The sequence below is a fragment of the Bacteroides sp. 1001302B_160321_D4 genome (genome assembly GCF_015667765.1).
Classification (GTDB): domain Bacteria; phylum Bacteroidota; class Bacteroidia; order Bacteroidales; family Bacteroidaceae; genus Bacteroides; species Bacteroides xylanisolvens.
In genome coordinates, this window is sequence record NZ_JADPLO010000063.1 from 1 (window position 1) to 25,521 (window position 25,521).

Below are 25,521 nucleotides of genomic sequence, written 5' to 3' on the forward strand. Positions count from 1 at the left end.
TTTTCTTACGGGCATTTTTATTTTATCGGCTGAAAGACAGCCGATAAAATTGGCGTGGCGGAAAATAGTATGGTTACTATACACTATAAATCAACGACTTATCTCACATTCGCATTGTCATAAACAGTCGCAATAATGGTATTACCCCCCTATTAAAACATATAAATATGGCAAAAAACGTATCAAAAAAGGCATTATCTATATCCGAACACGCAATGAAAAGTTCTGAAAAGGTATCCCTAAACTTGGTAACTCCTTGTATTTACGGAAAAATATAGTATCCCTAAACAGTATCTTTAATGGTATCCCTAAATATAATTTTAACATTTAAGTAACCTTCAATATATTCATCAAATACGACTTCTCAAAATTCAGAATTAACAGCTTTCGAACGGCTTCTCAAACAACAATAATAAAACGACTAGCCTCAAACACAAAGTGCCGAAACTAGCGGTATATAAAGGTTTTCCCTCAATTATATTAAGTTATTCCTAGAATAATGTCAACCGGTTAGCCTATAGTTAACGTTTTGTTGCCTTCGAACTGTTCAAATGGTAGTTGAATGGAAGCTAGATGTAAACCAATGTAACGCGTCGTTTTGATATTGGCATCTTATAGAAATAGCTTCAATCCCCTTATTCATCGTGCATCCAATATGTTTTTGCGGTCACCGTAGTTTACACACGTCGTTCTGTGCCCCCTATCTTTTGCCGTATCAGTAGGAGTACCCGTTTTGATACTCATACGGAAATTGCCCAGGTCACCCATCTGCACGATGTTTCCTTCCTCCAGTACATTAACGATTTCGAGCAGGAACTCACCGATACAACCTTCCAATTCTCCTTTGGAGTAAGAAGAACGTTCGGTGATTCGTTTGCAGACTTCCTTGACCGTTACTTTGCGACCGCTACGCGCCACTGCATAGTACTTCGGAGTTTCATCAGGTTTCAACAGGTTCTTGCGAGCCATGAGAGTGTAATTCTGTGCCATAAACTTTTAATTTTTAATTTCTAGTTTTTAATTGTTTAATTGTCTTGTAATCGATTACATGACAAAAGTAATACATTGGAAAAGTGACATGACGCATAGTGACGTACACGGGCGCATAGATAAAAAGAAAAAACATTGGGAGATTTGTATCGAAACTTCCCAATGTTTGATTTCAATTATTGAGATGTTTTTTTCAAATCTCCCGATGTTTTTCCGATTCTCCAAAAGGACAAAAGGACAAAAAGACACCTATGACTGTTATTTATTCATCTTAGTATAAGAACCATGAGATACCTTGCTGATTTTTATTCCGTTAAGTGATTTTAGAAGACGTGTAACCTTACGAAGGTTGAAATCGTATTTTGCGCCAATCTGAATAGCTTCATCTGTAGTGAAGCTGTCAGGCAACTCATTGACGAAATTACGAATAATGTCCGGATTCTTCAGAGGACGGACCGCAGGAGCCGGCATGGATGAGTGTAACAGACGGCTGTGCTCGTAACAACATAGAACGATTTGAAGAGATCGTTCGAAATCGGCATCTATACAATAAATTTCGGAGGAGAGATCGGTTGCCTCAAATTGCCGGATGCGGGTCTGAATCATGCTGATACGCATCACCAGAAAAGCATAGCGCTTCACTACGGCTTGGAGGTCATCATTGCCCTCCATCGCTACCTCGGACAGCATACGTGAGAAAATCTCATTCAGACGGTTCCATTGCGGACGGGTGAAATGAAATAAAACAGGATGCGCCAGGCAGAAATTATATAGTTCGTAGACACGATGGGCAATCGGCTTGAAAGAGTCTTCCAATGAAATACAATCATCACCCATCTCTTTCCAGTGGGGAGCTTCACGGAAAGTGTAAGCCAGAATACGGCTGGGAAGTCCGTTCCCGTAACTGTTTAACAAACAGTCTATCTGTCCGGGAGTACCCGTTAGAAGCAAAGCTAATTTGGGATAACGGATATAGATTGGGATGATACCGTTGGCTTTATAGGAAGAATCAATGTTTTCGTGCTCAAAAGCTTTGCGGAGCATATCATCGAAGTTACCACAATCCAGGTGATTGGCCGTGGAGAGCGTTTGGGCTTCCGTATCGAAAATGATACTTCCCTGCGAACCGTTGTCCTGCATCTGAATTTGCATACGGGTGTAACTGGTAGTGGCGGGAATGAATAACATTTTAAAAGGAGGTCTTTGAGGCTCTTCGGAACACGTTTCTCCTTTTTTCCTTTTCCGCTGACATTCTGCTTGCCAGGTATTGTGCGCTGTATGGTAGTTTTTTAACATGGATTCACTGGTAGACAGTATTTCAGTCTGTATTTCTTCCAATAGATAGCGTCCGGTTTGGGCAATGCTTTTACCGCTGCCGGCAGAAGAAAATATGACACTGAACAAATGGGGGGAATATTTTTTGTGGTTATAAATTCCGAAAGTTTGTGGAAGTGCCGCACTTAGTGCGGTAAGATCGGAAAGGAGGGAGATGTCTTGTTCGCGGTCGCTTGCGTCTTCAATGATACAGTCATTCAGTAGATCGGGAAGATTATTGTACAAATCGCGCGGGAATAAAGGTGTTCCTTTCCTGAATTCTTCTCCCAGCCAATAGGCTTCTTCGGTGCTATCGGAGTTTTCTAAAGTACCATAGGGGATTTTTGTCCTTATGTCCTTTTGAAAGGAAGAAGAGGTGGCTGTAGAGGAAGCAGGTGCGTGCTCGTTAACTTGCTTGTATCCAGATGATAAAACACTTGTCAATTCTTCGGGACGAAAATCTGTATGCTCGAAAAATGCAGTAAGCTCACGTAATATGCTTTCTTGCGGATAGTGTCGGCGGGAGGCTTCGCAGGCAAGTTTAAAGACGTTGGAATGACGTTGTCCGGCGGTCAGGGGATGGAGGAAAATATAGGACGAAATAAATTGGGCGATTTCTGCTTCAGACACGTTTTCCGGGGTACTATCCTGGAGAGGAAAGGGAGGAAGCACTTTATTTTCAGAGGAAGCGTTTGTTTCCTCTTTTAGATGTGGTTCCAACACAAATGCCTGATAAAGACCGGCAACATATCCATTGGGCGAATAACTGAAATAACACAGACGACTTTCGTCCTTGCAGGCCGGATCACTCTCCAATCCCAGCAATTGATTGTAGTAACGGCTCACTAATTGCTGCCCTTCACGATGGCGGTTTTCGATACCTTCCACATAGGCGAAAACTTTCACTCCGTCGGTAGGACTTTCTATGGCCGCTACCGTGTGAGGATCTGCCGCACAACGTTGGATGACTTGAAGACGATCTTTTACATGATCGTAATCGAGCCCGACAATATGGCTGGAGAGGAGGAAGTTTTTGATGGCATGTGCTCCGTCAAAAGTACCTGCCGGAGTGAAACAGGGGAGCTGGCTCTTCAACTTCTGTGCCGCGGCATGGTCTCCTTCTGCATAGTATCGGCGGATAGCGTTTACGATAGAGGCATAGACCGGATGAATACACATAATGATGACTTCAAGGAAAGACATGACTTTGGGCTTTTTTGAATACACGTTCTCGTAAACCGAGACTTTGATTTCTTCTAAGGCTTTCATATAAAATTGTTTTTTGTAAGATTGAGTTACCTGACTATCAGATAACGGGAACAAAGGTCGGGATATTAAAAATAGGGTTGCTTCCCTATGTGAATAGTACTTGATAAAGCAAATAAAAACTGAAATATTATAAATTATTAATCATAGAATGACATGGCAAAAGAAAAACAGGAACCATACGAGTTTTTGAGCAATTTGGTATTGGCTTTAATGGCAACGGATCGTATTTTTAGTAACAGTTTTTTTACGAGCGAACTTGATATCTCTCCTAAAACACTGGGGGAGATAAGACGGGGAGAGGATATGTGTATTTATCAGTATGTGCGCGTGATCCGGTGTATGACGGAGTATCTTCATTTAATCATCCGGATGGATATGTTGCTGAAGGAGTTAAGAACCGTATTAGCTTCCAATTGTGATTTGGTGGTTGCTACGGTTCCACACCGTTTTCATGGGATTTGCCAACCGAAAGAGTGGGTGGTAGTGATGCAATGGGATGGGGTGAAATTGTGATTTCTACAGAAAACAGGGCATTTTTTCAATCTTTTTGCCCGAATCCTTTCTTTATTTAATTTTTTTTATATCTTTGCTTTCATATTGAGAAACACGGATAAAAACTCACTTATTTATTCATATAAACTTAATAAATTATGTTCAAAGCTCCTTTCTCATTTGACGGTCGTATTCGTAGAATCGAATACTTCTTGTCAGGCATTATTGGTGGTATAGTTTCTAGTATTGCATGGGCACTAGGCGTAGGTACATTTGTTTTGGGTGCTGCCAGCGGATCGGCCGGGGGATCAGTATTTGGTTTATTGATCGGTCTTGCTGCTATGATTGCATCTGTTTGGTTCTCTCTGGCACAGGGGGTGAAACGTCTGCACGACTTAAATAAATCCGGTTGGCTGATTTTGTTGTGCTGTGTGCCTATTGTTGGTTGGATTTTTGCATTGTACATGCTGTTTGCAGATGGCACGGTAGGTCCTAATCCTTATGGTGCAGATCCGAAAAACCGTATGCCGTATCAGGCACAACCTGCTTCTGTAAATGTGACTGTAAACGTTTCAAGAGAAGATGTAAAAGTTGACAAGCCGGTAGAAGCTGCTCCTGCACCTGCGGAAGCCCCTGTAGAAGAAGATAAAGAAAAGGCTGAATAATCTTATTAAAGAAGAAATAATAGAGCCTCCTGCGAAATTCGTTTTGCAGGAGGTTTTTTTGTTATTAACCTGTTTGTTATTCAATATTTTATCTAAATTTGTAAGTGTAACATAATAAATAATGATTTGTAAGATGAAAGAGTATATTCCCAATCCGGTGGATACAGGACACATCCAACTCCCGAAGGAATTGGAATACCTGGTAGAAGAAATGGCTAAGAATGTTCATGAGGTCTGGTCGAAAACCAGAATAGAACAAGGTTGGACGTATGGCGAAAAGCGGGATGATGTATTGAAACAGCATCCGTGCCTGATTCCGTATGAAGAATTGCCTGAAGAAGAAAAGGTATATGACAGAAATTCTTCAGTGGAAACCTTGAAACTGATAATGAAACTGGGGTTTAAGATTTCGAAGGATGAAAAATAGATGATGAATGATGGCAACAACCTTATTCAGAATTTATTTTTATCTTTGAAATCCATTATAAACAGAAAAAGAAACAGATATGAAAAAAGTAATTTGCAGTGAGAAAGCTCCGGGGGCTATCGGCCCTTATAGTCAGGCGATAGAAGCTAATGGTATGGTATTTGTGTCCGGTCAGTTGCCTATTGATGCCGCTACGGGACAGATGGCTGAAGGGATAGAAGGACAGGCTCGCCAGTCGTTGGAGAATATCAAACACATTCTTGAAGAAGCAGGATTGACAATGGGAAACATTGTCAAAACCACTGTATTTCTTCAGGATATGTCCCTGTTTGCAGGGATGAATGGCGTGTATGCCACGTATTTTGACGGAGCTTTTCCGGCACGTTCGGCGGTTGCCGTAAAAGCTCTGCCCAAGGATGCGTTAGTAGAGATTGAGTGTATCGCGGTTCGCTAACAAATCTGCGACAATGAAACTGCTGCCTCCTACAAAGATCAGATCTTTTGGGGGGCAGTTCTTTTTTGCCGCCTGTACAGCTTCTACAACAGTGGGGTAGGTGGTACCTTTCAATCCGGCTTCTTCTGCCAATGCCAATAGTTCATTTTCCGGAAGTGCACGTTTCACACTTGCTTTGGTGAAATAATAGGTGGCATCTTTCGGTAACTCTTGCAAGACACTGCTGATATCTTTATCGTTCACCATGCCAAATACGATGTGCAGCTCCTGGTTGAATTTCTGATGAAGGAAATCAAGATGTCCACAGACATATTTGATTCCATCTACATTATGTCCCGTGTCGCAGATGATATCCGGATAGCTGTGTACTTTCTGCCAGCGTCCCATCAGCCCGGTGAGTTTGCACACATCAGCAAAACCATTGAGATAGTCTTTGGGACAGATGCGATAACCTATTTTTGTCAGCTCTTCAAGAGCAGACAGGATGGTGAGGATATTTTCATGCTGGCAGAGACCGCTTAATTCCATAAAAAGACCTGCAGGAAACATTTCATTGACAATTCGGATAGCATCTTTTCTCTTGTCGAGTATTTTGTCTAATGCTTTAATGCTGTCTGCCGGATGCAGGAAAAGCAATATCTCTTTGGATTCTTGTGCGCTTTCAGATGGTTGGTGAGTCTCTTTTATCAAGTCTTGCAGGACATTATCCAGACGTTTTCTTAGTGCCTGCATTTCCGGATAAGGAAGCCAGTCTGTGGGATTATATGGGAAGATAGAATCTGCATAGTTGATAGGTGCATTCATTTCTTTTGCTTTCATGGTGAACACACGTTTAACGCTGCCTTTAGCTCTGCCAATGACTACCGGAACCCCTTCTTTGATAATGCCTGCTTTTTCTTTGGCTATTTTTGTCAGGGTATTCCCTAGATATTGCATGTGGTCAAAACTGATATTAGTGATGACACATAAATCGGGGTGAATGATGTTGGTGCAATCCAAACGTCCGCCCATTCCTACTTCGATAACGGCTACGTCTACTTTCTGGTCCGCAAAGTAGCGGAACGCCATGGCGGTAGTCAGTTCAAAAAACGAAGGATGGAGCGGTTCGAAGAATGAGCGGTGCTCTTCTACGAAGTTGACTACATATTCTTCCGGCATCATTTCTCCGTTGATGCGGATGCGTTCGCGGAAGTCGACCAAATGGGGGGAAGTGAATAAGCCTACCCGGTACCCTGCGGACTGTAATACGGCTGCGATAGTATGTGAGCAGGAACCCTTTCCATTGGTTCCGGCGATATGTATCGTTTTGAATTGTTGATGGGGATGCCCGAAATGTTCGTCTAATCGATGAGTAGTCTCTAAACCTGGCTTATATGCTTTGCTTCCTATTTGTTGAAACATTGGCGCACTCTCATATAAGTACTTTAAAGTGTTCTGATAGTCCATGTTTTATAATATTTAACTTCGGGCAATCTTTATTGCCCGCTAATTTGTTTATCTTTAGAACCGTCAATCTAACCGTAAATGCGGGGATTGGCGAATGAGATTGCAAATATCAACATTTAAATCTAAGAAATCATGGGAACTAAGAAAAATTTTGTGTTAGACACAAATGTTATTCTTCACGACTACAATTGCTTGAAGAATTTTCAGGAAAATGATATTTACCTCCCTCTTGTTGTACTCGAAGAACTGGATAAGTTCAAAAAAGGAAACGAGCAGATTAATTTCAATGCTCGTGAGTTCGTACGCGAATTGGATGTATTGACTAGCGACGAGCTTTTCTCCGAAGGAGTGAAGCTTGGCGAAGGATTGGGACGTCTGTTTGTGGTGACGAGCAATGTGCCGGCTACCAAAGTGTGGGAATCGTTTCCTATAAAGAAACCCGACCATTTGATTTTGGCGGCAACCGAATACCTGACCGACAAGTATCCGAAAATGAAATCTATCTTAGTGACCAAAGATGTGAATCTGCGCATGAAAGCCCGTTCTATTGGATTGCTTTGCGAGGATTATATTACGGATAAGGTGGTAAATGTAGATGTGTTCGAGAAATCTAATGAGATTTTTGAAAATGTAGATCCGGCATTGATCGACCGTATTTATTCTTCAAAAGAAGGCATTGACTTGAGTGAATTCGATTTTAAGGATTTGATTCATCCCAATGAATGTTTTGTGTTGAAGAGTGACCGGAACAGTGTACTGGCACGCTACAATCCTTTCACACATTCTATTATCCGCGTGATGAAGGGTAAGAATTATGGAATCGAACCCCGGAATGCGGAACAGAGTTTTGCTTTTGAGATCCTGAATGATCCGAATATCAAACTGGTAGCTCTGACAGGAAAAGCAGGAACAGGTAAGACTTTGCTGGCTTTGGCTGCTGCGTTGGGTAAACTGACCGATTACAAACAGATTTTGCTGGCACGTCCTGTTGTAGCGCTTTCTAATAAAGACATAGGTTTCCTTCCGGGAGATGCACAAGAGAAAGTAGCTCCTTATATGCAGCCGTTGTTTGATAACCTGAACGTCATAAAACGTCAGTTTGCTACGAACTCTACCGAAGTGAAGCGGATAGAAGATATGCAGAAAAGCGAACAGCTGGTGATTGAAGCTCTGGCATTTATTCGTGGTCGTAGTTTGAGCGAAATGTATTGCATCATTGACGAAGCGCAGAATCTGACCCCAAATGAAATAAAGACAATCATCACCCGTGCAGGCGAAGGTACGAAGATGGTATTTACGGGAGATATCCAGCAGATTGACCAACCTTATCTGGATAGTCAGTCCAATGGCTTGGTATATATGATTGATCGTATGAAAGACCAGAATATCTTTGCACACGTCAATTTGCTGAAAGGTGAACGAAGTGAATTGAGTGAACTGGCAAGCAACCTGCTGTAGGAAATGAAGAATGAAAAATGAAGAATGAAGAATAAGCTGCGCTATTATGCTGCATAGAAAATTCTTCATTCTTCATTTTTCATTCTTCATTTGCTTTATTCTTTCTTTCCGAAATATTTAAGGAATTGTGTACGTTCAAATGTATTGACGCCTTTAATATCTTTGATATTCAGTTTGCCTTTGAATTGAGCTATATTTTCGAATCCTTTGCGTTCCATCCATGCAGAGAGGAAGCGGTTGGCTTCTCCAATAAATGCGTTTGTATTCAGATAGACTGCGCTACATACTTCTACGGCTGAAGCACCGGCAAGGATCGCTTTCACTACTGATTCAGCGTTGGCAACACCACCGGAAGCTGCATAGTCGATCTTATCTACTACTGCAGATGCAATTCCAATCCAGCGGAGCGGATTGGCGAGGTCGGAAGCATTGCTGAATATTTCTCCTGAAATATGCTCCAACTTTTCGATGTTGATGTCCGGCTGATAGAAGCGGTTGAAGAGAACAACTGCGGCTGCACCGTTGGCATACAACTGATCGATTAATACCACAGGATTGGTCAGGTTATCACCCAGCTTCATGATAACGGGAATGTTAACCGTCTGCTTGATGCGGCGGAGAATGTCGATGTGGCGTTGTTCGAATGAACCGTATGTATATTGCAGTTCTGATTGCAAGGCGAGGATATTGATTTCCAATGCGTCGGCACCAGCCTCTTCAATCTTCTTTGCAAAATCAATCCATTCGGAATCAGTGTAGCAGTTGATGCTGGCAATGATAGGAATGGGGCATACCTTTTTGCTTTCTTTTATTAAAGTCAGGTATTCAGATAACTTGTGCTCACGGATATATTCTTCCAGATAGTCACTGGCTTCGGGATAGAATGCCGGGTCTTTCAGTTGATCTGCTTCCAGCATGATCTGTTCCTCAAACAGTGATTTCAGAACGATAGCACCGGCACCATCTTCGGCCAATTTTTTGTTTTTGCCGACACTGTTGGTCAGCCCTGAGCTACTGATGATGATAGGGTTTCTAAGAGAAAGCCCTGCGAAAGTAGTTTTTAAATCGGTCATAGCAATATGTTTTTTAATACTTAATCAATAATTTCTTTCTCCGAAAATTTTGCTTCCTACTCGTACCAGCGTACTTCCTGCGGCAATGGCTTCGTGATAGTCATGTGACATTCCCATTGATAGTTCGCAGAAAGTATCAGAGTGGGTGAACCAAGTTGTTTTTATCTCGTTAAAGAGTCTATTTAGTGAACAAAATTCCCGGTTGATTTGTTCAATACAATCGGTGTTGCTGGCCATACCCATTAATCCGCGGATGCGTACATGAGTCAGCTCTTTCCATTCTCCGACATTCAGCATCTCTTTACATTCTTCGGGACTGAAACCAAATTTGGTTTCTTCCTGCGCAACGTGAATCTGCAACAGGCAGTTCACAGTACGTCCGGCCTTGACAGCTTGTTTGTTGACTTCGGCCAGTAGTTTATAACTATCAATTCCATGAATCATCGCTACGTATGGTATCATGTATTTGATTTTATTCGTTTGCAGGTGCCCGATAAAATGCCATTCGATATCTTTCGGCAAACTTTCGTATTTAGCTGTCATTTCCTGCACTTTGCTTTCTCCAAAAATACGCTGTCCCGCCTGATATGCTTCTTCTATCGCTTCATTGGGATGGAATTTTGAGACAGCAACCAGCCGGACTCCTTGAGGGAGTTCGGCCAGCACTTGCTTTAAATTGTCAGCAATACTCATTGTTACTTATGCTTTTGACGGATCAAATTCCGGTTTGTCATTCGGTTCGGCGCTGTAAGGATATACATCCATGAGCGGAGTTTCGGATACCATACCGATCTGATAATCTGCCATGGTTCCTTTCATGCCCTCATCCAGCTTTTTCACTGCATCACGCAAGTCGGCAGCTTGTACCAATACTTGAGTGGAAGTCTTTTTTTCCGCACCGCTTTTTTCATCGAGCGTGATAAAAATAAGTTTGCATTTGAACCAGCGGTCGGCACTTTCTTCGTCACTGGGGAATAATTCGCTATAGTTGGCACGTTTGATGTCCGAAACGGTAAATTCTCCGGAGATAAACGGAGTCATTTCTTCGATAATCCGTGCTTCTGCTTCTGTAAAACTGAGTGCATCAACAAGATAAGGTTCAGTTACTTTCTTCTGCATTCCGTTTTCCATTACTTTCTCATAACGGATCTTGCACTCAAACCATGTATGCATTGCCATAATTTTCTTCCTTTTTAATTAATTGATTCATGTAAATTGCCTACAAAGATAAACAAAATACCAAAGTAAGTGCCGAAAGATTTTTATTTTCTTTTATGCAGATTTTTTAGTTCAAATGAAAGCATGACACGGAAAAGTCCGATGATGAGGAAAGTAAAAGAAATCATGTAGACTGCGTAGAGTGCTCCTATAGCGGGTTGCCATAATATTAAAAGGGAACACAGAATGGCAAGGATACCGAAAGCCATGTACCAGCCCCAGTCGCGGGTTCCGTAACGTTTCAAGTCGATGGAATAGCCGGTGGAGGAGAAGCCGCGGAACATAAGCCAGAAGGCTATGATAAAAGGAATGACTTCCATGCTGACCATTGGGTAGGCAATCAGGTAGATACCCAGAACAAGGTCGATCAGTCCGCCTACGATATACCATCCCCAGCTCGGGACACCTTTCCGGTTGCTAAAAGCGAAGATAATTTCTAAAATACCGCTTATCAACATCGATACGCTGAAAATGATACTTAAAGCTACATAGGTGCTCACGGGTGAGAACATGAGCCAAAGGGCTACAATGATATACACGATTCCCAAAAGAAGAGAGGTCCACCAATTTTTTACTGAATGTTGAATCTCATTGAATACAGTTTCCATACATTTTATATTTTAAATTGAATACTAGGGTGATTTCGTTGTGGAATAACAAATTCAATTTAGAAAAGGTTTTCCGTGAACATATTTGGGGGAATCGTTGTTTCCTATATAAAGTAAATTTTAAATATAGATGCATTATGGCAACAACAAATTTCAAAGGACAACCGGTGAAACTAATCGGTGAATTTATACAAGTAGGTAAGGTAGCTCCTGACTTCGAGCTGGTAAAAACAGATTTATCTTCTTTCTCTCTGAAAGATTTAAATGGTAAAAATGTGATTTTAAATATTTTCCCCAGTCTGGATACCAGCGTATGTGCAACCTCTGTACGTAAGTTTAATAAGATGGCTGCCGGACTGAAAGATACGGTAGTATTGGCTATCTCTAAGGACCTTCCTTTTGCGCACGGTCGTTTCTGTACAACGGAAGGTATTGAAAATGTAATTCCACTGTCTGATTTCCGCTTCTCTGATTTCGACGAAAGTTACGGAGTGCGTATGGCAGATGGTCCGTTGGCAGGACTTTTGGCCCGTGCGGTAGTTGTGATTGGCAAGGATGGCAAGATTGCTTATACGGAACTTGTTCCTGAAATCACCCAGGAGCCTGATTATGATAAAGCCTTAGCTGCTGTAAAGTAATATAGAATATGGAGTATTAAGTATTAGGTATTAACTATTAGTTGCAGCTAATAAACGAATACGGCTAATACTTAATACTGCTCTTATCTTAAAGATTTTGACCTAATGGGAACTGGTAAAAAGGCTTGGTAAACTGCCAAGGCTCCGTTCTTGTTAGGTTGTGTTTTTTCTACACTAAACCTCAACTATCATGAACAAGATGAAAACTCTATTCATCACCCTGCTATGTATGGGTGCTGGAACCCTGTCGGCTCAAACTGCCGATAGTACACAAACTTCTCCCTGGACAAAAGAAGGATTTGCCGGACTGAAACTGACACAGGTGAGCCTGACTAACTGGGCTGCCGGAGGTGATAACTCTGTTGCCTTTGACTTGCAGGGCACTTATCAGATTAATTATAAGAAAGGAAAACATCTGTGGAATAATCGTATCGAACTGGCTTATGGATTGAATAAGACTGGTGACGACGGAACCAGGAAGGCTAATGATAAGATTTATTTGAATACGAATTATGGCTATGCTATTGCCAAAAGTTGGTATGCCAGCGCATTCGCCACTTTCCAGACGCAGTTCTCTCCCGGATATGACTATTCCGTCAATAAGGATGTTGCTATCTCCGAATTTATGGCTCCCGCTTATTTGACTACCGGTTTGGGCTTTACCTATGATCCGGGTAAGATATTTACCGTTGTATTGTCTCCTGCTGCATGGCGCGGAACATTTGTTCTCAATGACCGTCTCTCGGACGAAGGAGCCTATGGAGTGGATCCGGGCAAACACCTGTTATCCAGTTTCGGTGCTAACTTGAAAGGGGAAGCCAAATATGAATTTTTGAAGAATATGACAGTATATTCGCGTTTGGATTTATATTCCGATTATCTGCACAAGCCATTGAACATAGATGTGAACTGGGAAGTGCAAATAAATATGATTATCAATAAATGGTTTTCAACCACGCTCACTACTAACCTGATGTATGACGATGATGTGAAGATTGTACAAAAGGATGGTACCAAAGGATCTCGTGTACAATTTAAAGAGATCTTGGGAGTGGGAGTCCAATTCAATTTCTAAGGATTGGTTTTTAAGTATTAGGTATTAAGTATTAGTCATGGTAATACTTAATACCTAATACTTAATACTTATTTTTTCTTCTTCTTCAGTCCCTTATAAGCTAGGAATCCGATGACCAATACCACCACTGCTATAATGACATAGCCGATTTCGTGGCTGTATGTGGTTGCCATTACATAGACGTCATTAGTGGTTTTGAGGTCTGTAAACCGGTAGATCAGGTATCCGAGTAGAGCCAATATACTGTTCCATATCGCAGCGCCGAGAGTGGTGTAAAGTAGGAAAGGTCCTAATTTCATGCCGGCTAATCCTGCGGGAATACTGATAAGTTGGCGTACAGCCGGAATGAGACGGCCAAAGAAAGTGGAGGCTGCACCGTGCTTTCTGAAATATTCTTCTGCATGGTGTACCTTTTCTTCATCAATAAGGCACATGTGCCCTAAACGGCTGTTAGCGAATTTATAGACAATAGGACGACCCAGCCAACGCGCCAGGTAATAATTTACTAATGCACCGATATCTGCTCCTATGGTGGCAAATAGGACCACGAGAAAGATATTCATACTGTCGTCTGCCATAGCTTTCCATGCGGCAGGTGGCACTACGGCTTCCGAGGGGAAGGGAATAAAAGAACTTTCGATAGCCATAAAAATGGTGACTACCCAATAGTTCAAATTTTCTAATACCCATTTAAGAAGTTCTGCTACTGATTCCATGTTTTTTGAGGATAGAATTTATTAATCTGATTTATTTTTTTCCTTTCTTCTTTTTCTTATTCTCCTTTTTCATGCGTTCCCACACTTCTTTGAGAGTTCTTTCATCTTCCTCTCTATGTTCGGGACTATTTAACAGATCCAGAATCATATCTTCTTCCAGTGGATGTTCACATTCTTTGTTGTATTTAAAGAAGTTGTCGATTTCACCGTGCATGAGGCAAAGCACACTCAATTTCTCCGTCACATCTTCGTATTTCGGATTCATCTGGTACGCTTTTTCAAAGTATTCTTTGGCTTCTATCAGATAGTCACTTTCCGAATAAGCAGAGGCGATCATATACCACATTTCTATGTTAGAGTTAATCTCTATCGCTTTTTCGAAAGACAAGGCTGCTTCGTCTTCCAGCTCCTCTGCCAGATATAGTTTTCCCTCTGTCAGATAAATCAATCCTTCATTCGGGTTTATCTCTTTGGCTTTCTCGCAGAGCTGATGTGCTTCTTCATATCTTTCCAGATGGGACAGGGCGAAGGCTTTGCTGGTATATGTGTCTATTAATAGGACAGACTGTCTGTCTCCGTCTTCTTCAAAACGTGCGATTACTTTGTCGTAGTAGTCATCGGCTTTCTGCCATTCTTCTTTATTGCCGTAAGATATTCCCATGAACATATAACCCAGTTCGGGGGGGATGGATTTAAGCTCGATCGCTTTTTGGTAATTCTCGATGGCATCATCCGAATTGTTCAGATAGAAAAAACAATGCGCTTTATAAGCGTAGGCTTCTCCACACTGATCGTCGGCTGCCAACGCAAAATCACAGGCTTCGATGGCCTTGTCTATTTGTTCCTGAACAAAGTAACATTTCACCAGTCCCATCCAGTAGGAAGGGTTGAAAGGGGATTTGTCGATGAGTTTGTTGTAATAGATGATGGCCGATTCTACTTGGTGGGTCGATGCCAGATAATCGGCTGTGAGGGCCATATATTCTTCATCTTCGGCATAACGCGATTTACCTCGGTCGAGCCATTCTTTGGCTGCATCCGGGTATCCCATGTCCAGATAGAGAAATACGACATCAATGATTGTTTCCAGTTCGTCGGCATCCGCTATCGTACTTAATAGCCATTGGGCTTCTTCCAGTTTTCCTCCATTCAGCAATAGTTCGGCTTTCAGCAGTTTCACTTCCGAGTCAAAATCTTCGGTGATGGAATCTGCTACTTTCTTTGCTTTTTGCAGTTTTTGGGTGTCCAGGTAGAGATAGGCTTGTTCGATGAGTAAAGCTGTATTTCCCGGATGTATCTTAAGTCCGTAGGTGATTACTTCTTGTGCTTCTTCAAATTTCCGTTCGGAGGCATACCAGTCGGCGATGTCGGCCAGTTGGTCAGCATCCAGATAAAGTTGTCGGTTTTCTGCTTTTGCTTCTTCGTAGTTTGTGATAAGTGTGGCTAGTTGCTTTTTGGCTGATGGTGAGTTCTTTCTACCCATTTTTATTAATTTTGTTCACCACAGATTACACGGATTAACACAGATTTTTATTCTTTATTTCTCTAATCTGTGTTAATCCGTGTAATCTGTGGTGAAAGGTTATTTATTAATCTTCCCCCACGTATCTTTCAACCCTACTGTGCGGTTGAAAATCAGTTTTTCCGGGGTTGATTCTTTGTCGATATTAAAGTAACCGATCCGTTGGAACTGCAGGTAGGAGAGTGTAGGCAGGGTAGCTGCGAACTTCTCTATGTAGCAGTTGGGCAGAACTTTCAATGAGTCCGGATTGATGATTTCTTTCATGGCTTCCAGTGCTTCGCAATTTTTAGCTTCGCGGATGGCAGCCAGTTCGTCGCGTGGGTTTTCCACTTTCCACAGGCGGTCGTACAAACGTACTTCTGCTTGCAGGCAGTGATTGCAGCTTACCCAATGGAGCGTGCCTTTCACCTTACGGTTTGCGTCCGGCATACCGCTACGGGTATTAGCGTCATATTCACAATATACCTCTGTTATTACGCCGTTTTCGTCTTTCTTGCAACCGGTGCATTTTACGATATAGGCATTTTTGAGGCGTACTTCCTGTCCCGGTGTCATGCGGAAATATTTCTTGGGAGCGTCTTCCATGAAGTCTTCACGTTCCATCCACAGTTCACGGCTGAATTCGATCAGGTGGCTTCCTGCTTCCGGGTCTTCCGGGTTGTTGATTGCTTCCAGTTCTTCAACCTGTCCTTCCGGATAGTTGGTGATGATTAGTTTAACCGGGTTGATCACTGCCGATACACGGGTGGCACGGCTGTTCAGGTCGTCCCGAACGGAGCTTTCCAACAGGGCGATGTCGTTCAGGGCATCGTATGTGGTATATCCGATTTTATCAATAAATTTATGAATAGATTCCGGTGAATAACCGCGACGGCGGAAACCGCAGATAGTCGGCATACGGGGGTCGTCCCATCCGTTCACCAATCCTTCTTTTACCAGTGTGAGCAGGTTACGTTTGCTCATCAGGGTATAGCTTAGGTTCAGTTTGTTGAATTCAGTCTGACGAGGACGGTTGTCGTTCAGGTCTTTTCCTTCTTTCAGCCAGTCGATGAAGAGGTCATAAAGAGGACGGTGTACCACAAATTCGAGTGTACACAGTGAGTGAGTTACTCCTTCGAAGAAGTCACTCTGTCCGTGAGCGAAGTCATACATCGGATAAGCCTTCCAGGTAGTACCTGTACGGTGGTGCGGGTGTTTCACTACACGATAAATAATCGGATCGCGGAAGTGCATATTCGGGTTAGCCATGTCAATCTTGGCACGGAGCACCATGGCACCTTCTTCGATCTCGCCGCTATTCATTTTCTTAAAAAGTTCGAGGCTTTCTTCGATAGGACGGTTGCGGTAAGGGCTTTCCACACCCGGTTGGGTAGGAGTACCTTTTTGCTGTGCGATCAGTTCGGAGCTTTGTTCGTCAATATATGCTTTTCCCTCCTGAATCAGGCGGATAGCGAAGTCCCATAATTGTTGGAAGTAGTCGGAAGCGTAGTATTCGTTTCCCCACTGGTAGCCCAACCATTGAATGTCTTCTTTGATAGCTTCTACATATTCCACATCTTCCTTGGTCGGGTTTGTGTCGTCGAAACGAAGGTTACATACACCGCCGTGTTTTTCTGCGATGCCGAAATCAAGGCAAATAGCTTTGGCATGGCCAATGTGAAGGTAACCGTTAGGTTCGGGCGGGAAGCGTGTCTGCACTTTTCCACCATTTTTACCTTCTTTCAAGTCTTTCTCTACTGCCTGTTCAATAAAGTTCAAGCTTTTCTTTTCGCCTGCTTCTTCGTTTTTAATATCTGTCATAACGGTTAATGTTATCTGTATTTAGGCTACAAAAGTAGGACATTTTTTTTATTTAACCGGAATATAACCGCTCTTTTTTATAATGTCCTGTCCGTCGGACGAGAGAATAAACTGAATCAGGGGGGAGACTTGTTCCTTATTTTTTACATTGTAGTAGTAATAAAGCGGGCGCACGATGGGGTAGGTCTTATTGGTGGCGTTCTCTACCGTAGGCGTGGCATAGTGGGTGCCGTCGTATGATACGGAAAGCGTTTTGACACGGGGAGATACGTATGCCAGTCCGACATATCCGATGGCTCCTTTGGTTTGGCTGACAGACTGGATGATGGCACCCGTTGCCGGCATGGAAAGGCTGCTTGCCATGTAGTTTTTATTTTTCAGTACGCTCTCTTTGAAAAATTCGTAAGTACCGGACGATGTTTCGCGCGAGTAAACCACTATTTTGCGATCGTCTCCACCTACCTGTTTCCAGTTGTTTATCTTCCCCCGGAAAATATCTTCCAGTTGTTGACGGGTCAGTTGCTTTACCGGATTGGAGGGATGCACCACCACGGCAAGAGCATCGTAGGCTACAATCACTTCGTCTACTTCTTCTCCGGCTCCTTTTATTTTCATCTTTTCGCTGAACTTGATCGGGCGGGAAGCCATTGCGATGTCCGTTGTATGATCCATTAAAGCGGAGATACCTACACCGGTTCCGCCACCGGTCACTGTGACACGGGCCTCCGGGTGCTGGTTCATAAACCGCTCTGCTGTCTGTTGTGCGACAGGCAGTACCGTATCGCTACCTTTAATACGTTGTGCGTTGGCACCGAGCGAGAGTAAGGAAAGGGCGATTAATAAGTTTCTTCTCACTTTCATATTTCTTCGTTTTATTAACGTTGCAAATTAAGCAATCGGATATTACATTTTCATTTCATCCGGAGTGGAAATGATACTTGTAACACAAACGTAACATGATTGAAACATTTCCTTCAAACGTTAGTCACACCTCCTTAATAAAGAGATGCTTTCTTTGCATCAGAAATCATAGCAGGTATATGAAAAAGGTATTTGAAAAGATTATAGAAGGAATGTTGACTTGTAGCGGCTTTGTGACAAGTATTACTATTCTGCTGATTGTACTCTTCCTTTTCACTGAAGCTTTCGGACTGTTCAAGAGTAAAGTGATTGAAGAGGGATATGTGTTGGCGCTGAATAAGAGCAACAAGGTTAGCGTGTTGAGCCCCGCACAGATAAAAAATGTTTTTGACGAAGAGATTACAAACTGGAAGGAACTCGGTGGGGAAGATCTCCCTATTCGGGTTTTTCGTTTGGAAGATATAACGCAGTATTATACGGAAGAGGAGTTGGGACCTGCTTATGAATATGCAGGCGATAAGATTACGGAGCTGGTGGAGAAAACACCCGGCATCGTAGCTTTTGTTCCGCAGAAATTTATTGTTCATCCGGACGCGGTACATTTCATAGAGGATAACACTATTTCCGTAAAGGATGTATTTGCGGGTGCCGAATGGTTTCCTACGGCTACTCCGGCTGCTCAATTCGGCTTTTTGCCGTTGATTACCGGGACGTTGTGGGTGAGCCTGTTTGCCATCCTTTTTGCTTTGCCGTTCGGGCTGTCGGTTTCTATTTATATGTCTGAAGTGGCAAATCCGAAAGTGCGGAACTGGCTAAAACCGATTATCGAACTGTTGAGTGGTATTCCTTCCGTTGTTTATGGCTTTTTCGGATTAATTGTCATTGTTCCGTTGATTCAGAAATTGTTTGATCTTCCGGTAGGAGAGAGTGGCTTGGCGGGAAGTATCGTACTGGCCATTATGGCATTGCCTACTATTATAACGGTGACGGAAGACGCGATGCGCAACTGTCCGCGTGCGATGCGTGAGGCGAGTCTGGTATTGGGCGCTTCGCAATGGCAGACGATATATAAGGTAGTGATTCCTTATTCTATTTCGGGGATTACATCCGGTGTGGTACTTGGTATCGGACGTGCTATCGGGGAGACGATGGCAGTATTGATGGTGACGGGTAATGCGGCTGTGATTCCGACAACAATCCTTGAGCCTTTGCGTACCATTCCGGCTACGATTGCGGCCGAACTGGGAGAAGCTCCTGCAGGAGGACCTCACTATCAGGCGTTGTTCCTGTTGGGGGTCGTACTGTTCTTCATCACATTGATTATCAACTTTAGTGTGGAATATATTTCCTCTAAAGGATTAAAACGTAGCAAATAAGATGGAAATACGGAGTAATAATAAAGCTAAACACCGTTCGCAGAAAGTTGCTTTCGGGATTTTCCGGCTGTTGAGCCTTTGCATTGTACTGATATTGTTTGCAATTCTGGGATTTATCGTCTATAAAGGAATCGGCGCTATCAGTTGGGATTTTATCACTTCGGCTCCTACGGACGGGATGACAGGTGGCGGTATATGGCCGGCTATTGTCGGTACTTTCTATCTGATGGTGGGGAGTGCGCTGTTCGCCTTTCCGATAGGGGTGATGAGCGGAATTTATATGAATGAGTATGCGCCGAAAGGTAAGTTGGTACGCTTTATCCGGGTGATGACCAATAACTTGAGCGGTATTCCTTCCATCGTATTCGGATTGTTCGGTATGGCGCTGTTTGTCAATTATATGGGATTTGGTGATAGTATTTTGGCCGGTTCTTTGACATTAGGTTTGCTTTGCGTACCTTTGGTCATTCGGACAACGGAGGAAGCTCTGAAAGCCATTCCTGACAGTATGCGTGAAGGCAGCCGGGCCTTGGGGGCAACGAAGTTGCAGACGATCTGGCACGTCATTCTGCCGATGGGGATGCCGAACATTATCACAGGGTTGATTCTTGCCTTGGGACGTGTTTCGGGAGAGACGGCGCCGATTCTGTTTACTTGTGCCGCATACTTCCTGCCACAACTGCCAACGGGTATTTTTGATCAGTGTATGGCATTGCCTTATCATTTGTATGTGATTTCTACGAGTGGAACGGACATGGAGGCACAATTGCCGCTAGCTTATGGTACGGCATTGGTATTGATTATGATTATCCTGTTCGTGAATCTGCTGGCCAATGCATTGAGAAAGTATTTTGAGAAAAGAGTAAAAACAAACTAGATTAGTATATGGATACAGTGAAAATAGATACGCGCGATGTGAACTTTTGGTATGGAGATTTTCATGCATTGAAGGGTATCAGTATGCAGATTGAGGAAAAGTCGGTTGTCGCTTTTATCGGACCGTCCGGTTGCGGTAAGTCTACTTTCCTCCGGCTTTTCAACCGGATGAATGATTTGATTCCTGCTACCCGTTTGGAGGGAGAAATCCGTATCGACGGACATAATATATATGCGAAAGGGGTGGAAGTGGACGAACTCCGTAAGAATGTAGGAATGGTGTTCCAGCGTCCGAATCCTTTCCCGAAAAGTATATTCGAGAATGTGGCTTACGGACTTCGTGTGAACGGAATAAAAGATAATGCTTTCATTCGTCAGCGTGTGGAGGAAACGTTGAAAGGAGCGGCTCTTTGGGATGAGGTGAAAGATAAGTTGAAGGAGTCGGCTTATGCATTGTCCGGCGGACAGCAACAGCGGCTTTGTATCGCCCGTGCGATGGCTGTCTCTCCTTCGGTATTGCTGATGGATGAGCCTGCGTCTGCACTCGACCCTATTTCTACGGCTAAGGTGGAGGAGTTGATCCATGAATTGAAGAGGGATTATACGATTGTAATCGTTACGCATAATATGCAGCAGGCAGCCCGTGTCAGTGATAAGACGGCGTTTTTCTATATGGGCGAAATGGTGGAATTCGATCAGACGAAAAGGATATTCACCAATCCGGAGAAAGAGGCTACCCAGAATTACATAACGGGACGCTTCGGGTAATTCGTGAAATCCGTGCCTGAAATTTATTTCTGAAATGTCATTCGCAAAATATTAATCATTTATATATAATAGACTATGGTAAAGTTTATAGAATCGGAACTTATCCTATTGAAGAAGGAAATTGATGAAATGTGGACCTTGGTGTACAACCAGCTTGACCGTGCCGGAGAGGCTGTGTTGACCCTCGACAAGGAGTTGGCTCAACAAGTGATGGTTCGTGAGCGTCGGGTGAATGCTTTTGAATTGAAGATAGATAGCGATGTGGAAGATATTATCGCATTATATAATCCGGTGGCGATTGACCTCCGTTTTGTATTGGCTATGCTGAAGATCAATACGAATCTGGAACGCTTGGGCGACTTTGCGGAAGGTATTGCCCGCTTTGTACTTCGTTGCAAAGAGCCGGTGTTGGATGCGGAATTATTGAACCGTCTTCGTCTGGCAGAGATGCAGGCAGAAGTGTTGTCGATGCTGGAACTGGCGAAGCGTGCCTTGAATGAAGAAAGCAATGATTTGGCAGCGGGAGTGTTTGCCAAGGATAATTTGCTGGATGAAATCAATGCGGATGCGACAGGTATTCTTTCTGACTATATCATCGAACATCCGGAAGCTGTACATACCTGCGTAGATTTGGTCAGTGTGTTCCGTAAACTGGAACGTTCGGGAGACCATATTACCAATATTGCCGAGGAGATTGTTTTCTTCATTGACGCCAAAGTGTTAAAACATCGTGGAAAAACGGACGAAAACTACCCGGAAAAGTAATTTTTTGCGGATTTTTAAACAGAAATTAGGGCTCCTTAAAAAATTATCCTATATTTGTCACCTATAACGGACAAGTTACAGGAGATTTTGCTTCAAATGATAATAAATCCAAAGAATTTTCAAAAAGATGTTATATGACATGTTTTATAATTTGGATAGTATCGGTAAAACCGCCTATATTTGCACCGTTATCCTGAAAACAATCTTTTTACCTTAAAAAAAAACTAATACCTATTGAAAACTGAAAAATGGAGCTTTGTGAAAAGCCCCATTTTTTTTTGCTCTTATTTTTTAAGCTCCTTTCTAATTCGTATCTTTGACCCTTGCATTAAGAGAGTATTCTCAATCTTAAAATAGTAAGTAGTAAATCGTAAAATAGTAAATGAAATTATGTTTTCTGGAATCGTAGAAGAATATGCTACTTTGGTAGCACTGGTGAAAGACCAGGAGAATATACACTTTACATTTAAGTGTTCGTTTGTGAATGAGTTGAAAATCGACCAGAGTATTTCTCACAATGGTGTGTGTCTGACAGTGGTGACTCTGACAGATGATACGTATACGGTGACTGCCATGAAAGAAACATTGGAACGCTCTAATCTCGGTTTGCTGAAAGTGGGGGATAAGGTGAATGTTGAGCGTAGCATGATGATGAATGGCCGGTTGGACGGACATATTGTTCAGGGACATGTAGACCAGGCCGCTACTTGTATTGATATTAAGGATGCGGAAGGTAGTTGGTATTTTACCTTCCAATATGCGTTTGATAAGGAAATGGCGAAACGTGGATATATCACGGTGGATAAAGGTTCGGTAACTGTGAACGGTGTTAGTCTGACGGTATGTAATCCGACCGATGATACTTTCCAGGTAGCTATCATTCCTTATACGTATGAGCATACAAACTTCCATACGTTTGAGATTGGCAGTGTGGTAAATATTGAATTCGATATTATCGGTAAGTATATCAGCCGGATGATTCAATATAAATAGTTGGCTGTCGCGAAAGCGAATTTCAATCGTAAATCATAAAATCGCAATCTTATGGATTTTCTTCAATTGGTACAGGCTCGTCAAAGCGACCGTTCGTATGATAAGGAGCGTCCGGTGGAGCCGGAAAAGTTGGAACGGATACTTGAAGCTGCTCGTTTAGCGCCTTCGGCCTGTAATGCGCAGCCTTGGAAGTTTGTAGTCATCACGGATAAGGAACTGGCTCAAAAAGCGGGGAAAGCTGCTGCTGGTTTGGGGATGAATAAGTTTGCTAAAGATGCTCCCGTGCATATTCTGGTGGTAGAGGAATCTGCTAATATTACCTCTCTGCTTGGTGGAAAGGTGAAAGGCAAGCATTTTCCATTGATCGACATTGGAATAGTTGCTGCTCATATTGCTTTGGCGGCTGAAGCCGAAGGACTGGGCTCTTGTATTCTGGGTTGGTTTGATGAAAAAGAAATGAAACAGCTTGCCGGTATCCCTGCTTCCAAACGTTTATTGCTGGATATTGTCATTGGCTATCCGGCAAAGGAAAAACGCAAAAAGATGAGGAAGCCGAAAGAAAAGGTGGTTTCATACAACCGTTATTGATTGAAAAATAATTATATTCTTAGTTCTTTAGGATAAGCATATAACCGAAAGCATCGTTGGTTTTAAAGGAAGAGTCCGTTCCTTTTAAACCAACGATGCTTTCCTTTTAAAGGAACGGACTGTTTGTTTAAAACCAAAAGTGTTTCTTCTAAAGTGTTGATATATAACTTATTATTAATGCCGCTGAATAAGCGGTATTAATAATGTAGTATTTATTTCTTTTTTGACAAATCCTTCAGCAAATAGTCTACTGCCGCTTTCAGTTGGGCGTCTTCTCCTTTCAGGCTGGCTTCGGACTTATTATAGATAAGAATATCAGGTTGTAAAGTCTGATTTTCGAGATCGTTGCACTGCTTGCTTCCTTTTCCTTATAAATCTTTCAGTAATACTTTACTTGCTTTTTTATAGTATTCTTCTCTGGATTCGGTCAGCACTTTCCATTCGTCGTTGAATTCTTCGTCTTTATCAATTTTGAAATTCTCGGAACCGTATGTATCCAAACGATCCAATAAGATGGCTACATTCAATTGATTGATATCCATTGACGGTTGATAGCCGATCTCTTCGCTTTTTTCGTCGGTGACTACCTCGTGAATCAATTCTATTTCCTGCAACTGATAAAGCACCTGATTGGTTAGTCGGATGGGAATCTGATGCTCTTCCGAGATTTCTGCAGCCGTATAGGGAGGTTCGTTCTTCTCAAACCGTTTGGCTATGAGCGACATAATCAGGATGGATATAAAGTCTCGGTATCGTCTGCTGATATTCCGGGTATCCTGGTCAAAACTAAAACTACGGATATTTTGCCCGGCATACGTCAATTCGGCTCCGAATAAACAGATTGTCCAAGATATTTGCAGCCAAAGCAGAAATAAAGGAAGTGCGGCAAAACTACCGTAAATGGCGTTGTACTTTGATACCCACAACTGGCTGTTGATATACAGGAATTGAAAAGCCTGATAAGCAGACCCCGCCAGAATGCCTGCAATGAGCGCGTGTTTGAATTTTACTTTTGTATTCGGCATGAAGATATACAGCCCTGTGAACATCAGCCATGTCAGGACGAAAGGGATAAGCCGTATCATGAATTTCATAATAGGAGCAAGCAGGACGAAATCATCCATCTGTTTGAGAATGGTGCTCATAAACAGAGAAAGTCCTCCGGATACTACAATCAGAATCGGCATCAACAGGAACATAGAAAAGTAATCCGTAATCTTGCGATACATGGACCGTGCTTTTTTTACTTCCCAAATACGGTTGAAGGTGATTTCAATATTGCTGACCAGATTGATAACCGTCCATAACAACATGACCAAACCAACTCCAATGAAAATACCCCCTTTGGTTTGTGAAAGATAGGAGTTGACAAATGAGAGAATGGCCTCTGTTGTTTCTATATTTCCTCCGAAACCATTGCGGAACTGATGTTCCATCAGGTTGTCGAATCCAAAACCGCGTGCCACGGCAAACAGGATGGCAAGTATCGGTACAATGGCGAGCAATGTGCTATATGTCAGTGCGGAAGCTTTATTAGCCATTCGGTCTTTGGTAAACCGGTTGATACAAAGATAGATGGTCTTTATAATATTGTAGAGTGAGAACTTGGTTCGGGTCACTTCATCTTCCGTAATGCGCCAGATGTCATACGTAAGAAACTTCCATATATCGGTGATTTTCTTCTTCATAGTTCAACGGATAATTAAAAGAAAAAGCAGTCAGCCTATAAGCCGAGTTCTGTACCTTATATAAAACAAGGTGCCTGTCATTTATCTGAGTGGCGTGTCACCACGACACTTTAGCGGTCTACCCTCCGACATGGAGCGAGCAACTCTCATAACGCCGGTTTACATGACCTTACAACTCCTAAGACGTACAGCCCGACATGTCACCATGCGGCTGGTGGGCTCTTACCCCACCTTCTCACCCTTACCTCTCCCCGAAAGGAGCGGCGGTTGTTTTCTTCTACGTTACTCTACCCTCACGGACAGCTTTCTGTTAGGAAGTAGGATGCTCTATGTTGCCCGGACTTTCCTCCTGCACGAAACGTGCACGCGACAGACCGGCCAACTGCTTTAGACTGCAAAAATACGTCATTTATTTTGTTTTAGCCAAAGAAAGTAGCACAA

General features: G+C 42.7%; 24 protein-coding genes, 1 other RNA gene and 1 pseudogene. 13 read left to right on the forward strand and 13 right to left on the reverse strand.

From position 1 onward, the window contains the following. Positions 1 to 669 precede the first annotated feature (669 nt). Both KFO40_RS20370 and KFO40_RS20375 read right to left on the reverse strand, forming a co-directional pair. Positions 670 to 990 (reverse strand): annotated as a pseudogene (locus tag KFO40_RS20370) (HU family DNA-binding protein); the annotation flags it as partial. 258 nt (positions 991 to 1,248) lie between these two features. Next, positions 1,249 to 3,573: a DUF3987 domain-containing protein gene (locus KFO40_RS20375; protein ID WP_211146732.1), complete on the reverse strand. Its 2,325-nt coding sequence runs from the start codon at positions 3,571 to 3,573 to the stop codon at positions 1,249 to 1,251. Positions 3,574 to 3,726: 153 nt separating this feature from the next. On the opposite strand from KFO40_RS20375, the gene KFO40_RS20380 reads away from it, so the two are divergent. The 4 genes from KFO40_RS20380 (at position 3,727) to KFO40_RS20395 (ending at position 5,611) form a co-directional block, all read left to right on the forward strand. Next, positions 3,727 to 4,086, forward strand: coding sequence for a hypothetical protein (locus tag KFO40_RS20380; RefSeq protein ID WP_055236191.1), 360 nt, complete (start codon positions 3,727 to 3,729; stop codon positions 4,084 to 4,086). A gap of 137 nt (positions 4,087 to 4,223) precedes the next feature. Beyond that, positions 4,224 to 4,730 (forward strand): DUF805 domain-containing protein, encoded by a 507-nt coding sequence (locus KFO40_RS20385; RefSeq protein ID WP_009041088.1) that lies wholly within the window; start codon positions 4,224 to 4,226, stop codon positions 4,728 to 4,730. A gap of 133 nt (positions 4,731 to 4,863) precedes the next feature. Continuing rightward, the gene (locus KFO40_RS20390) at positions 4,864 to 5,157 is read left to right on the forward strand and encodes a RyR domain-containing protein (RefSeq protein WP_211146733.1); all 294 of its coding nucleotides are present in this window, start codon (positions 4,864 to 4,866) and stop codon (positions 5,155 to 5,157) included. Positions 5,158 to 5,236: 79 nt separating this feature from the next. Next, positions 5,237 to 5,611 (forward strand): RidA family protein, encoded by a 375-nt coding sequence (locus KFO40_RS20395; protein ID WP_004327226.1) that lies wholly within the window; start codon positions 5,237 to 5,239, stop codon positions 5,609 to 5,611. Here KFO40_RS20395 and KFO40_RS20400 read toward each other — a convergent pair. Continuing rightward, a complete protein-coding gene (locus KFO40_RS20400; protein ID WP_008025391.1) occupies positions 5,579 to 7,057 on the reverse strand; it encodes a bifunctional folylpolyglutamate synthase/dihydrofolate synthase in 1,479 nt (492 codons plus the stop codon). The genes KFO40_RS20395 and KFO40_RS20400 overlap by 33 nt on opposite strands. Before the next feature lie 132 nt (positions 7,058 to 7,189). Between KFO40_RS20400 and KFO40_RS20405 the strand changes: the two genes are divergently transcribed. After that, entirely contained in the window at positions 7,190 to 8,515 is a 1,326-nt protein-coding gene (locus KFO40_RS20405; RefSeq protein WP_211146734.1) for a PhoH family protein, read from the forward strand. Between the two features lie 95 nt (positions 8,516 to 8,610). On the opposite strand, the gene KFO40_RS20410 is transcribed toward KFO40_RS20405, so the two are convergent. The 4 genes from KFO40_RS20410 to KFO40_RS20425 form a co-directional block, all read right to left on the reverse strand. Next, positions 8,611 to 9,588 carry a dihydroorotate dehydrogenase-like protein gene (locus tag KFO40_RS20410; RefSeq protein ID WP_117684771.1) on the reverse strand — a complete coding sequence of 326 codons (978 nt, stop codon included), beginning with the start codon at positions 9,586 to 9,588 and terminating at the stop codon, positions 8,611 to 8,613. A 24-nt stretch (positions 9,589 to 9,612) separates the two neighbouring features. Beyond that, a complete protein-coding gene (locus KFO40_RS20415; RefSeq protein WP_008025386.1) occupies positions 9,613 to 10,281 on the reverse strand; it encodes a YggS family pyridoxal phosphate-dependent enzyme in 669 nt (222 codons plus the stop codon). Positions 10,282 to 10,287: 6 nt separating this feature from the next. Beyond that, complete coding sequence (locus tag KFO40_RS20420; protein WP_004296648.1) at positions 10,288 to 10,767, reverse strand: DUF4494 domain-containing protein; 480 nt, start codon at positions 10,765 to 10,767, stop codon at positions 10,288 to 10,290. 83 nt (positions 10,768 to 10,850) lie between these two features. After that, complete coding sequence (locus KFO40_RS20425) at positions 10,851 to 11,414, reverse strand: HdeD family acid-resistance protein (RefSeq protein ID WP_004317609.1); 564 nt, start codon at positions 11,412 to 11,414, stop codon at positions 10,851 to 10,853. Positions 11,415 to 11,551: 137 nt separating this feature from the next. Here KFO40_RS20425 and tpx point away from each other — a divergent pair, with 137 nt between their 5' ends. After that, complete coding sequence (gene tpx, locus KFO40_RS20430) at positions 11,552 to 12,052, forward strand: thiol peroxidase (RefSeq protein ID WP_004296650.1); 501 nt, start codon at positions 11,552 to 11,554, stop codon at positions 12,050 to 12,052. 190 nt (positions 12,053 to 12,242) lie between these two features. Continuing rightward, the gene (locus tag KFO40_RS20435) at positions 12,243 to 13,127 is read left to right on the forward strand and encodes a DUF3078 domain-containing protein (RefSeq protein ID WP_004317613.1); all 885 of its coding nucleotides are present in this window, start codon (positions 12,243 to 12,245) and stop codon (positions 13,125 to 13,127) included. 68 nt (positions 13,128 to 13,195) lie between these two features. Here the strand turns inward: KFO40_RS20435 and KFO40_RS20440 are convergent, their stop codons facing one another. The 4 genes from KFO40_RS20440 to KFO40_RS20455 all read right to left on the reverse strand — a co-directional run bounded on the left by KFO40_RS20440 (position 13,196) and on the right by KFO40_RS20455 (position 18,026). Continuing rightward, positions 13,196 to 13,843 (reverse strand): DedA family protein, encoded by a 648-nt coding sequence (locus KFO40_RS20440; protein WP_008025384.1) that lies wholly within the window; start codon positions 13,841 to 13,843, stop codon positions 13,196 to 13,198. A 31-nt stretch (positions 13,844 to 13,874) separates the two neighbouring features. Next, a complete protein-coding gene (locus tag KFO40_RS20445; RefSeq protein ID WP_008643355.1) occupies positions 13,875 to 15,326 on the reverse strand; it encodes a tetratricopeptide repeat protein in 1,452 nt (483 codons plus the stop codon). A gap of 99 nt (positions 15,327 to 15,425) precedes the next feature. After that, positions 15,426 to 17,165, reverse strand: a complete 1,740-nt coding sequence (locus KFO40_RS20450) for a glutamine--tRNA ligase/YqeY domain fusion protein (RefSeq protein WP_004317618.1) — start codon at positions 17,163 to 17,165, stop codon at positions 15,426 to 15,428. Positions 17,166 to 17,213: 48 nt separating this feature from the next. After that, positions 17,214 to 18,026, reverse strand: coding sequence for a phosphate ABC transporter substrate-binding protein (locus tag KFO40_RS20455; protein ID WP_008643354.1), 813 nt, complete (start codon positions 18,024 to 18,026; stop codon positions 17,214 to 17,216). A 179-nt stretch (positions 18,027 to 18,205) separates the two neighbouring features. Between KFO40_RS20455 and pstC the strand changes: the two genes are divergently transcribed. The 6 genes from pstC to KFO40_RS20485 all read left to right on the forward strand — a co-directional run bounded on the left by pstC (position 18,206) and on the right by KFO40_RS20485 (position 23,392). Further along, positions 18,206 to 19,402 carry a phosphate ABC transporter permease subunit PstC gene (gene pstC / locus KFO40_RS20460; protein WP_211146735.1) on the forward strand — a complete coding sequence of 399 codons (1,197 nt, stop codon included), beginning with the start codon at positions 18,206 to 18,208 and terminating at the stop codon, positions 19,400 to 19,402. Between the two features lies 1 nt (position 19,403). Then, positions 19,404 to 20,279 carry a phosphate ABC transporter permease PstA gene (pstA, locus tag KFO40_RS20465; RefSeq protein ID WP_008025376.1) on the forward strand — a complete coding sequence of 292 codons (876 nt, stop codon included), beginning with the start codon at positions 19,404 to 19,406 and terminating at the stop codon, positions 20,277 to 20,279. Positions 20,280 to 20,287: 8 nt separating this feature from the next. Next, a complete protein-coding gene (pstB, locus tag KFO40_RS20470; protein ID WP_211146736.1) occupies positions 20,288 to 21,046 on the forward strand; it encodes a phosphate ABC transporter ATP-binding protein PstB in 759 nt (252 codons plus the stop codon). A gap of 75 nt (positions 21,047 to 21,121) precedes the next feature. Then, positions 21,122 to 21,811, forward strand: a complete 690-nt coding sequence (phoU, locus tag KFO40_RS20475; protein ID WP_004317629.1) for a phosphate signaling complex protein PhoU — start codon at positions 21,122 to 21,124, stop codon at positions 21,809 to 21,811. Positions 21,812 to 22,201: 390 nt separating this feature from the next. Then, positions 22,202 to 22,804, forward strand: a complete 603-nt coding sequence (locus KFO40_RS20480) for a riboflavin synthase (RefSeq protein WP_151921592.1) — start codon at positions 22,202 to 22,204, stop codon at positions 22,802 to 22,804. Between the two features lie 51 nt (positions 22,805 to 22,855). Next, a complete protein-coding gene (locus KFO40_RS20485; protein ID WP_120145095.1) occupies positions 22,856 to 23,392 on the forward strand; it encodes a nitroreductase family protein in 537 nt (178 codons plus the stop codon). 368 nt (positions 23,393 to 23,760) lie between these two features. Here the strand turns inward: KFO40_RS20485 and KFO40_RS20490 are convergent, their stop codons facing one another. Together KFO40_RS20490 and rnpB are read right to left on the reverse strand one after the other, a co-directional pair. After that, entirely contained in the window at positions 23,761 to 25,080 is a 1,320-nt protein-coding gene (locus tag KFO40_RS20490) for a YihY/virulence factor BrkB family protein (protein WP_008025368.1), read from the reverse strand. Between the two features lie 22 nt (positions 25,081 to 25,102). Beyond that, an RNA gene (gene rnpB / locus KFO40_RS20495) (RNase P RNA component class A) lies at positions 25,103 to 25,466 on the reverse strand. Positions 25,467 to 25,521 lie beyond the last annotated feature (55 nt).

What these genes read in the sequence shown, in the direction of transcription:
- KFO40_RS20485 (WP_120145095.1), top strand. Translation starts at nt 22,856, where the DNA reads ATGGATTTTCTTCAATTGGTACAGGCTCGTCAAAGCGACCGTTCGTAT.
- pstC (WP_211146735.1), top strand. Translation starts at nt 18,206, where the DNA reads ATGAAAAAGGTATTTGAAAAGATTATAGAAGGAATGTTGACTTGTAGC.
- KFO40_RS20420 (WP_004296648.1), bottom strand. Translation starts at nt 10,767, where the DNA reads ATGGCAATGCATACATGGTTTGAGTGCAAGATCCGTTATGAGAAAGTA.
- KFO40_RS20450 (WP_004317618.1), bottom strand. Translation starts at nt 17,165, where the DNA reads ATGACAGATATTAAAAACGAAGAAGCAGGCGAAAAGAAAAGCTTGAAC.
- KFO40_RS20405 (WP_211146734.1), top strand. Translation starts at nt 7,190, where the DNA reads ATGGGAACTAAGAAAAATTTTGTGTTAGACACAAATGTTATTCTTCAC.
- pstB (WP_211146736.1), top strand. Translation starts at nt 20,288, where the DNA reads ATGGATACAGTGAAAATAGATACGCGCGATGTGAACTTTTGGTATGGA.
- KFO40_RS20425 (WP_004317609.1), bottom strand. Translation starts at nt 11,414, where the DNA reads ATGGAAACTGTATTCAATGAGATTCAACATTCAGTAAAAAATTGGTGG.
- KFO40_RS20435 (WP_004317613.1), top strand. Translation starts at nt 12,243, where the DNA reads ATGAACAAGATGAAAACTCTATTCATCACCCTGCTATGTATGGGTGCT.
- pstA (WP_008025376.1), top strand. Translation starts at nt 19,404, where the DNA reads ATGGAAATACGGAGTAATAATAAAGCTAAACACCGTTCGCAGAAAGTT.
- tpx (WP_004296650.1), top strand. Translation starts at nt 11,552, where the DNA reads ATGGCAACAACAAATTTCAAAGGACAACCGGTGAAACTAATCGGTGAA.
- KFO40_RS20490 (WP_008025368.1), bottom strand. Translation starts at nt 25,080, where the DNA reads ATGAAGAAGAAAATCACCGATATATGGAAGTTTCTTACGTATGACATC.
- KFO40_RS20375 (WP_211146732.1), bottom strand. Translation starts at nt 3,573, where the DNA reads ATGAAAGCCTTAGAAGAAATCAAAGTCTCGGTTTACGAGAACGTGTAT.
- KFO40_RS20415 (WP_008025386.1), bottom strand. Translation starts at nt 10,281, where the DNA reads ATGAGTATTGCTGACAATTTAAAGCAAGTGCTGGCCGAACTCCCTCAA.
- KFO40_RS20385 (WP_009041088.1), top strand. Translation starts at nt 4,224, where the DNA reads ATGTTCAAAGCTCCTTTCTCATTTGACGGTCGTATTCGTAGAATCGAA.
- KFO40_RS20390 (WP_211146733.1), top strand. Translation starts at nt 4,864, where the DNA reads ATGAAAGAGTATATTCCCAATCCGGTGGATACAGGACACATCCAACTC.
- KFO40_RS20440 (WP_008025384.1), bottom strand. Translation starts at nt 13,843, where the DNA reads ATGGAATCAGTAGCAGAACTTCTTAAATGGGTATTAGAAAATTTGAAC.
- KFO40_RS20380 (WP_055236191.1), top strand. Translation starts at nt 3,727, where the DNA reads ATGGCAAAAGAAAAACAGGAACCATACGAGTTTTTGAGCAATTTGGTA.
- KFO40_RS20410 (WP_117684771.1), bottom strand. Translation starts at nt 9,588, where the DNA reads ATGACCGATTTAAAAACTACTTTCGCAGGGCTTTCTCTTAGAAACCCT.
- KFO40_RS20445 (WP_008643355.1), bottom strand. Translation starts at nt 15,326, where the DNA reads ATGGGTAGAAAGAACTCACCATCAGCCAAAAAGCAACTAGCCACACTT.
- KFO40_RS20400 (WP_008025391.1), bottom strand. Translation starts at nt 7,057, where the DNA reads ATGGACTATCAGAACACTTTAAAGTACTTATATGAGAGTGCGCCAATG.
- phoU (WP_004317629.1), top strand. Translation starts at nt 21,122, where the DNA reads ATGGTAAAGTTTATAGAATCGGAACTTATCCTATTGAAGAAGGAAATT.
- KFO40_RS20455 (WP_008643354.1), bottom strand. Translation starts at nt 18,026, where the DNA reads ATGAAAGTGAGAAGAAACTTATTAATCGCCCTTTCCTTACTCTCGCTC.
- KFO40_RS20395 (WP_004327226.1), top strand. Translation starts at nt 5,237, where the DNA reads ATGAAAAAAGTAATTTGCAGTGAGAAAGCTCCGGGGGCTATCGGCCCT.
- KFO40_RS20480 (WP_151921592.1), top strand. Translation starts at nt 22,202, where the DNA reads ATGTTTTCTGGAATCGTAGAAGAATATGCTACTTTGGTAGCACTGGTG.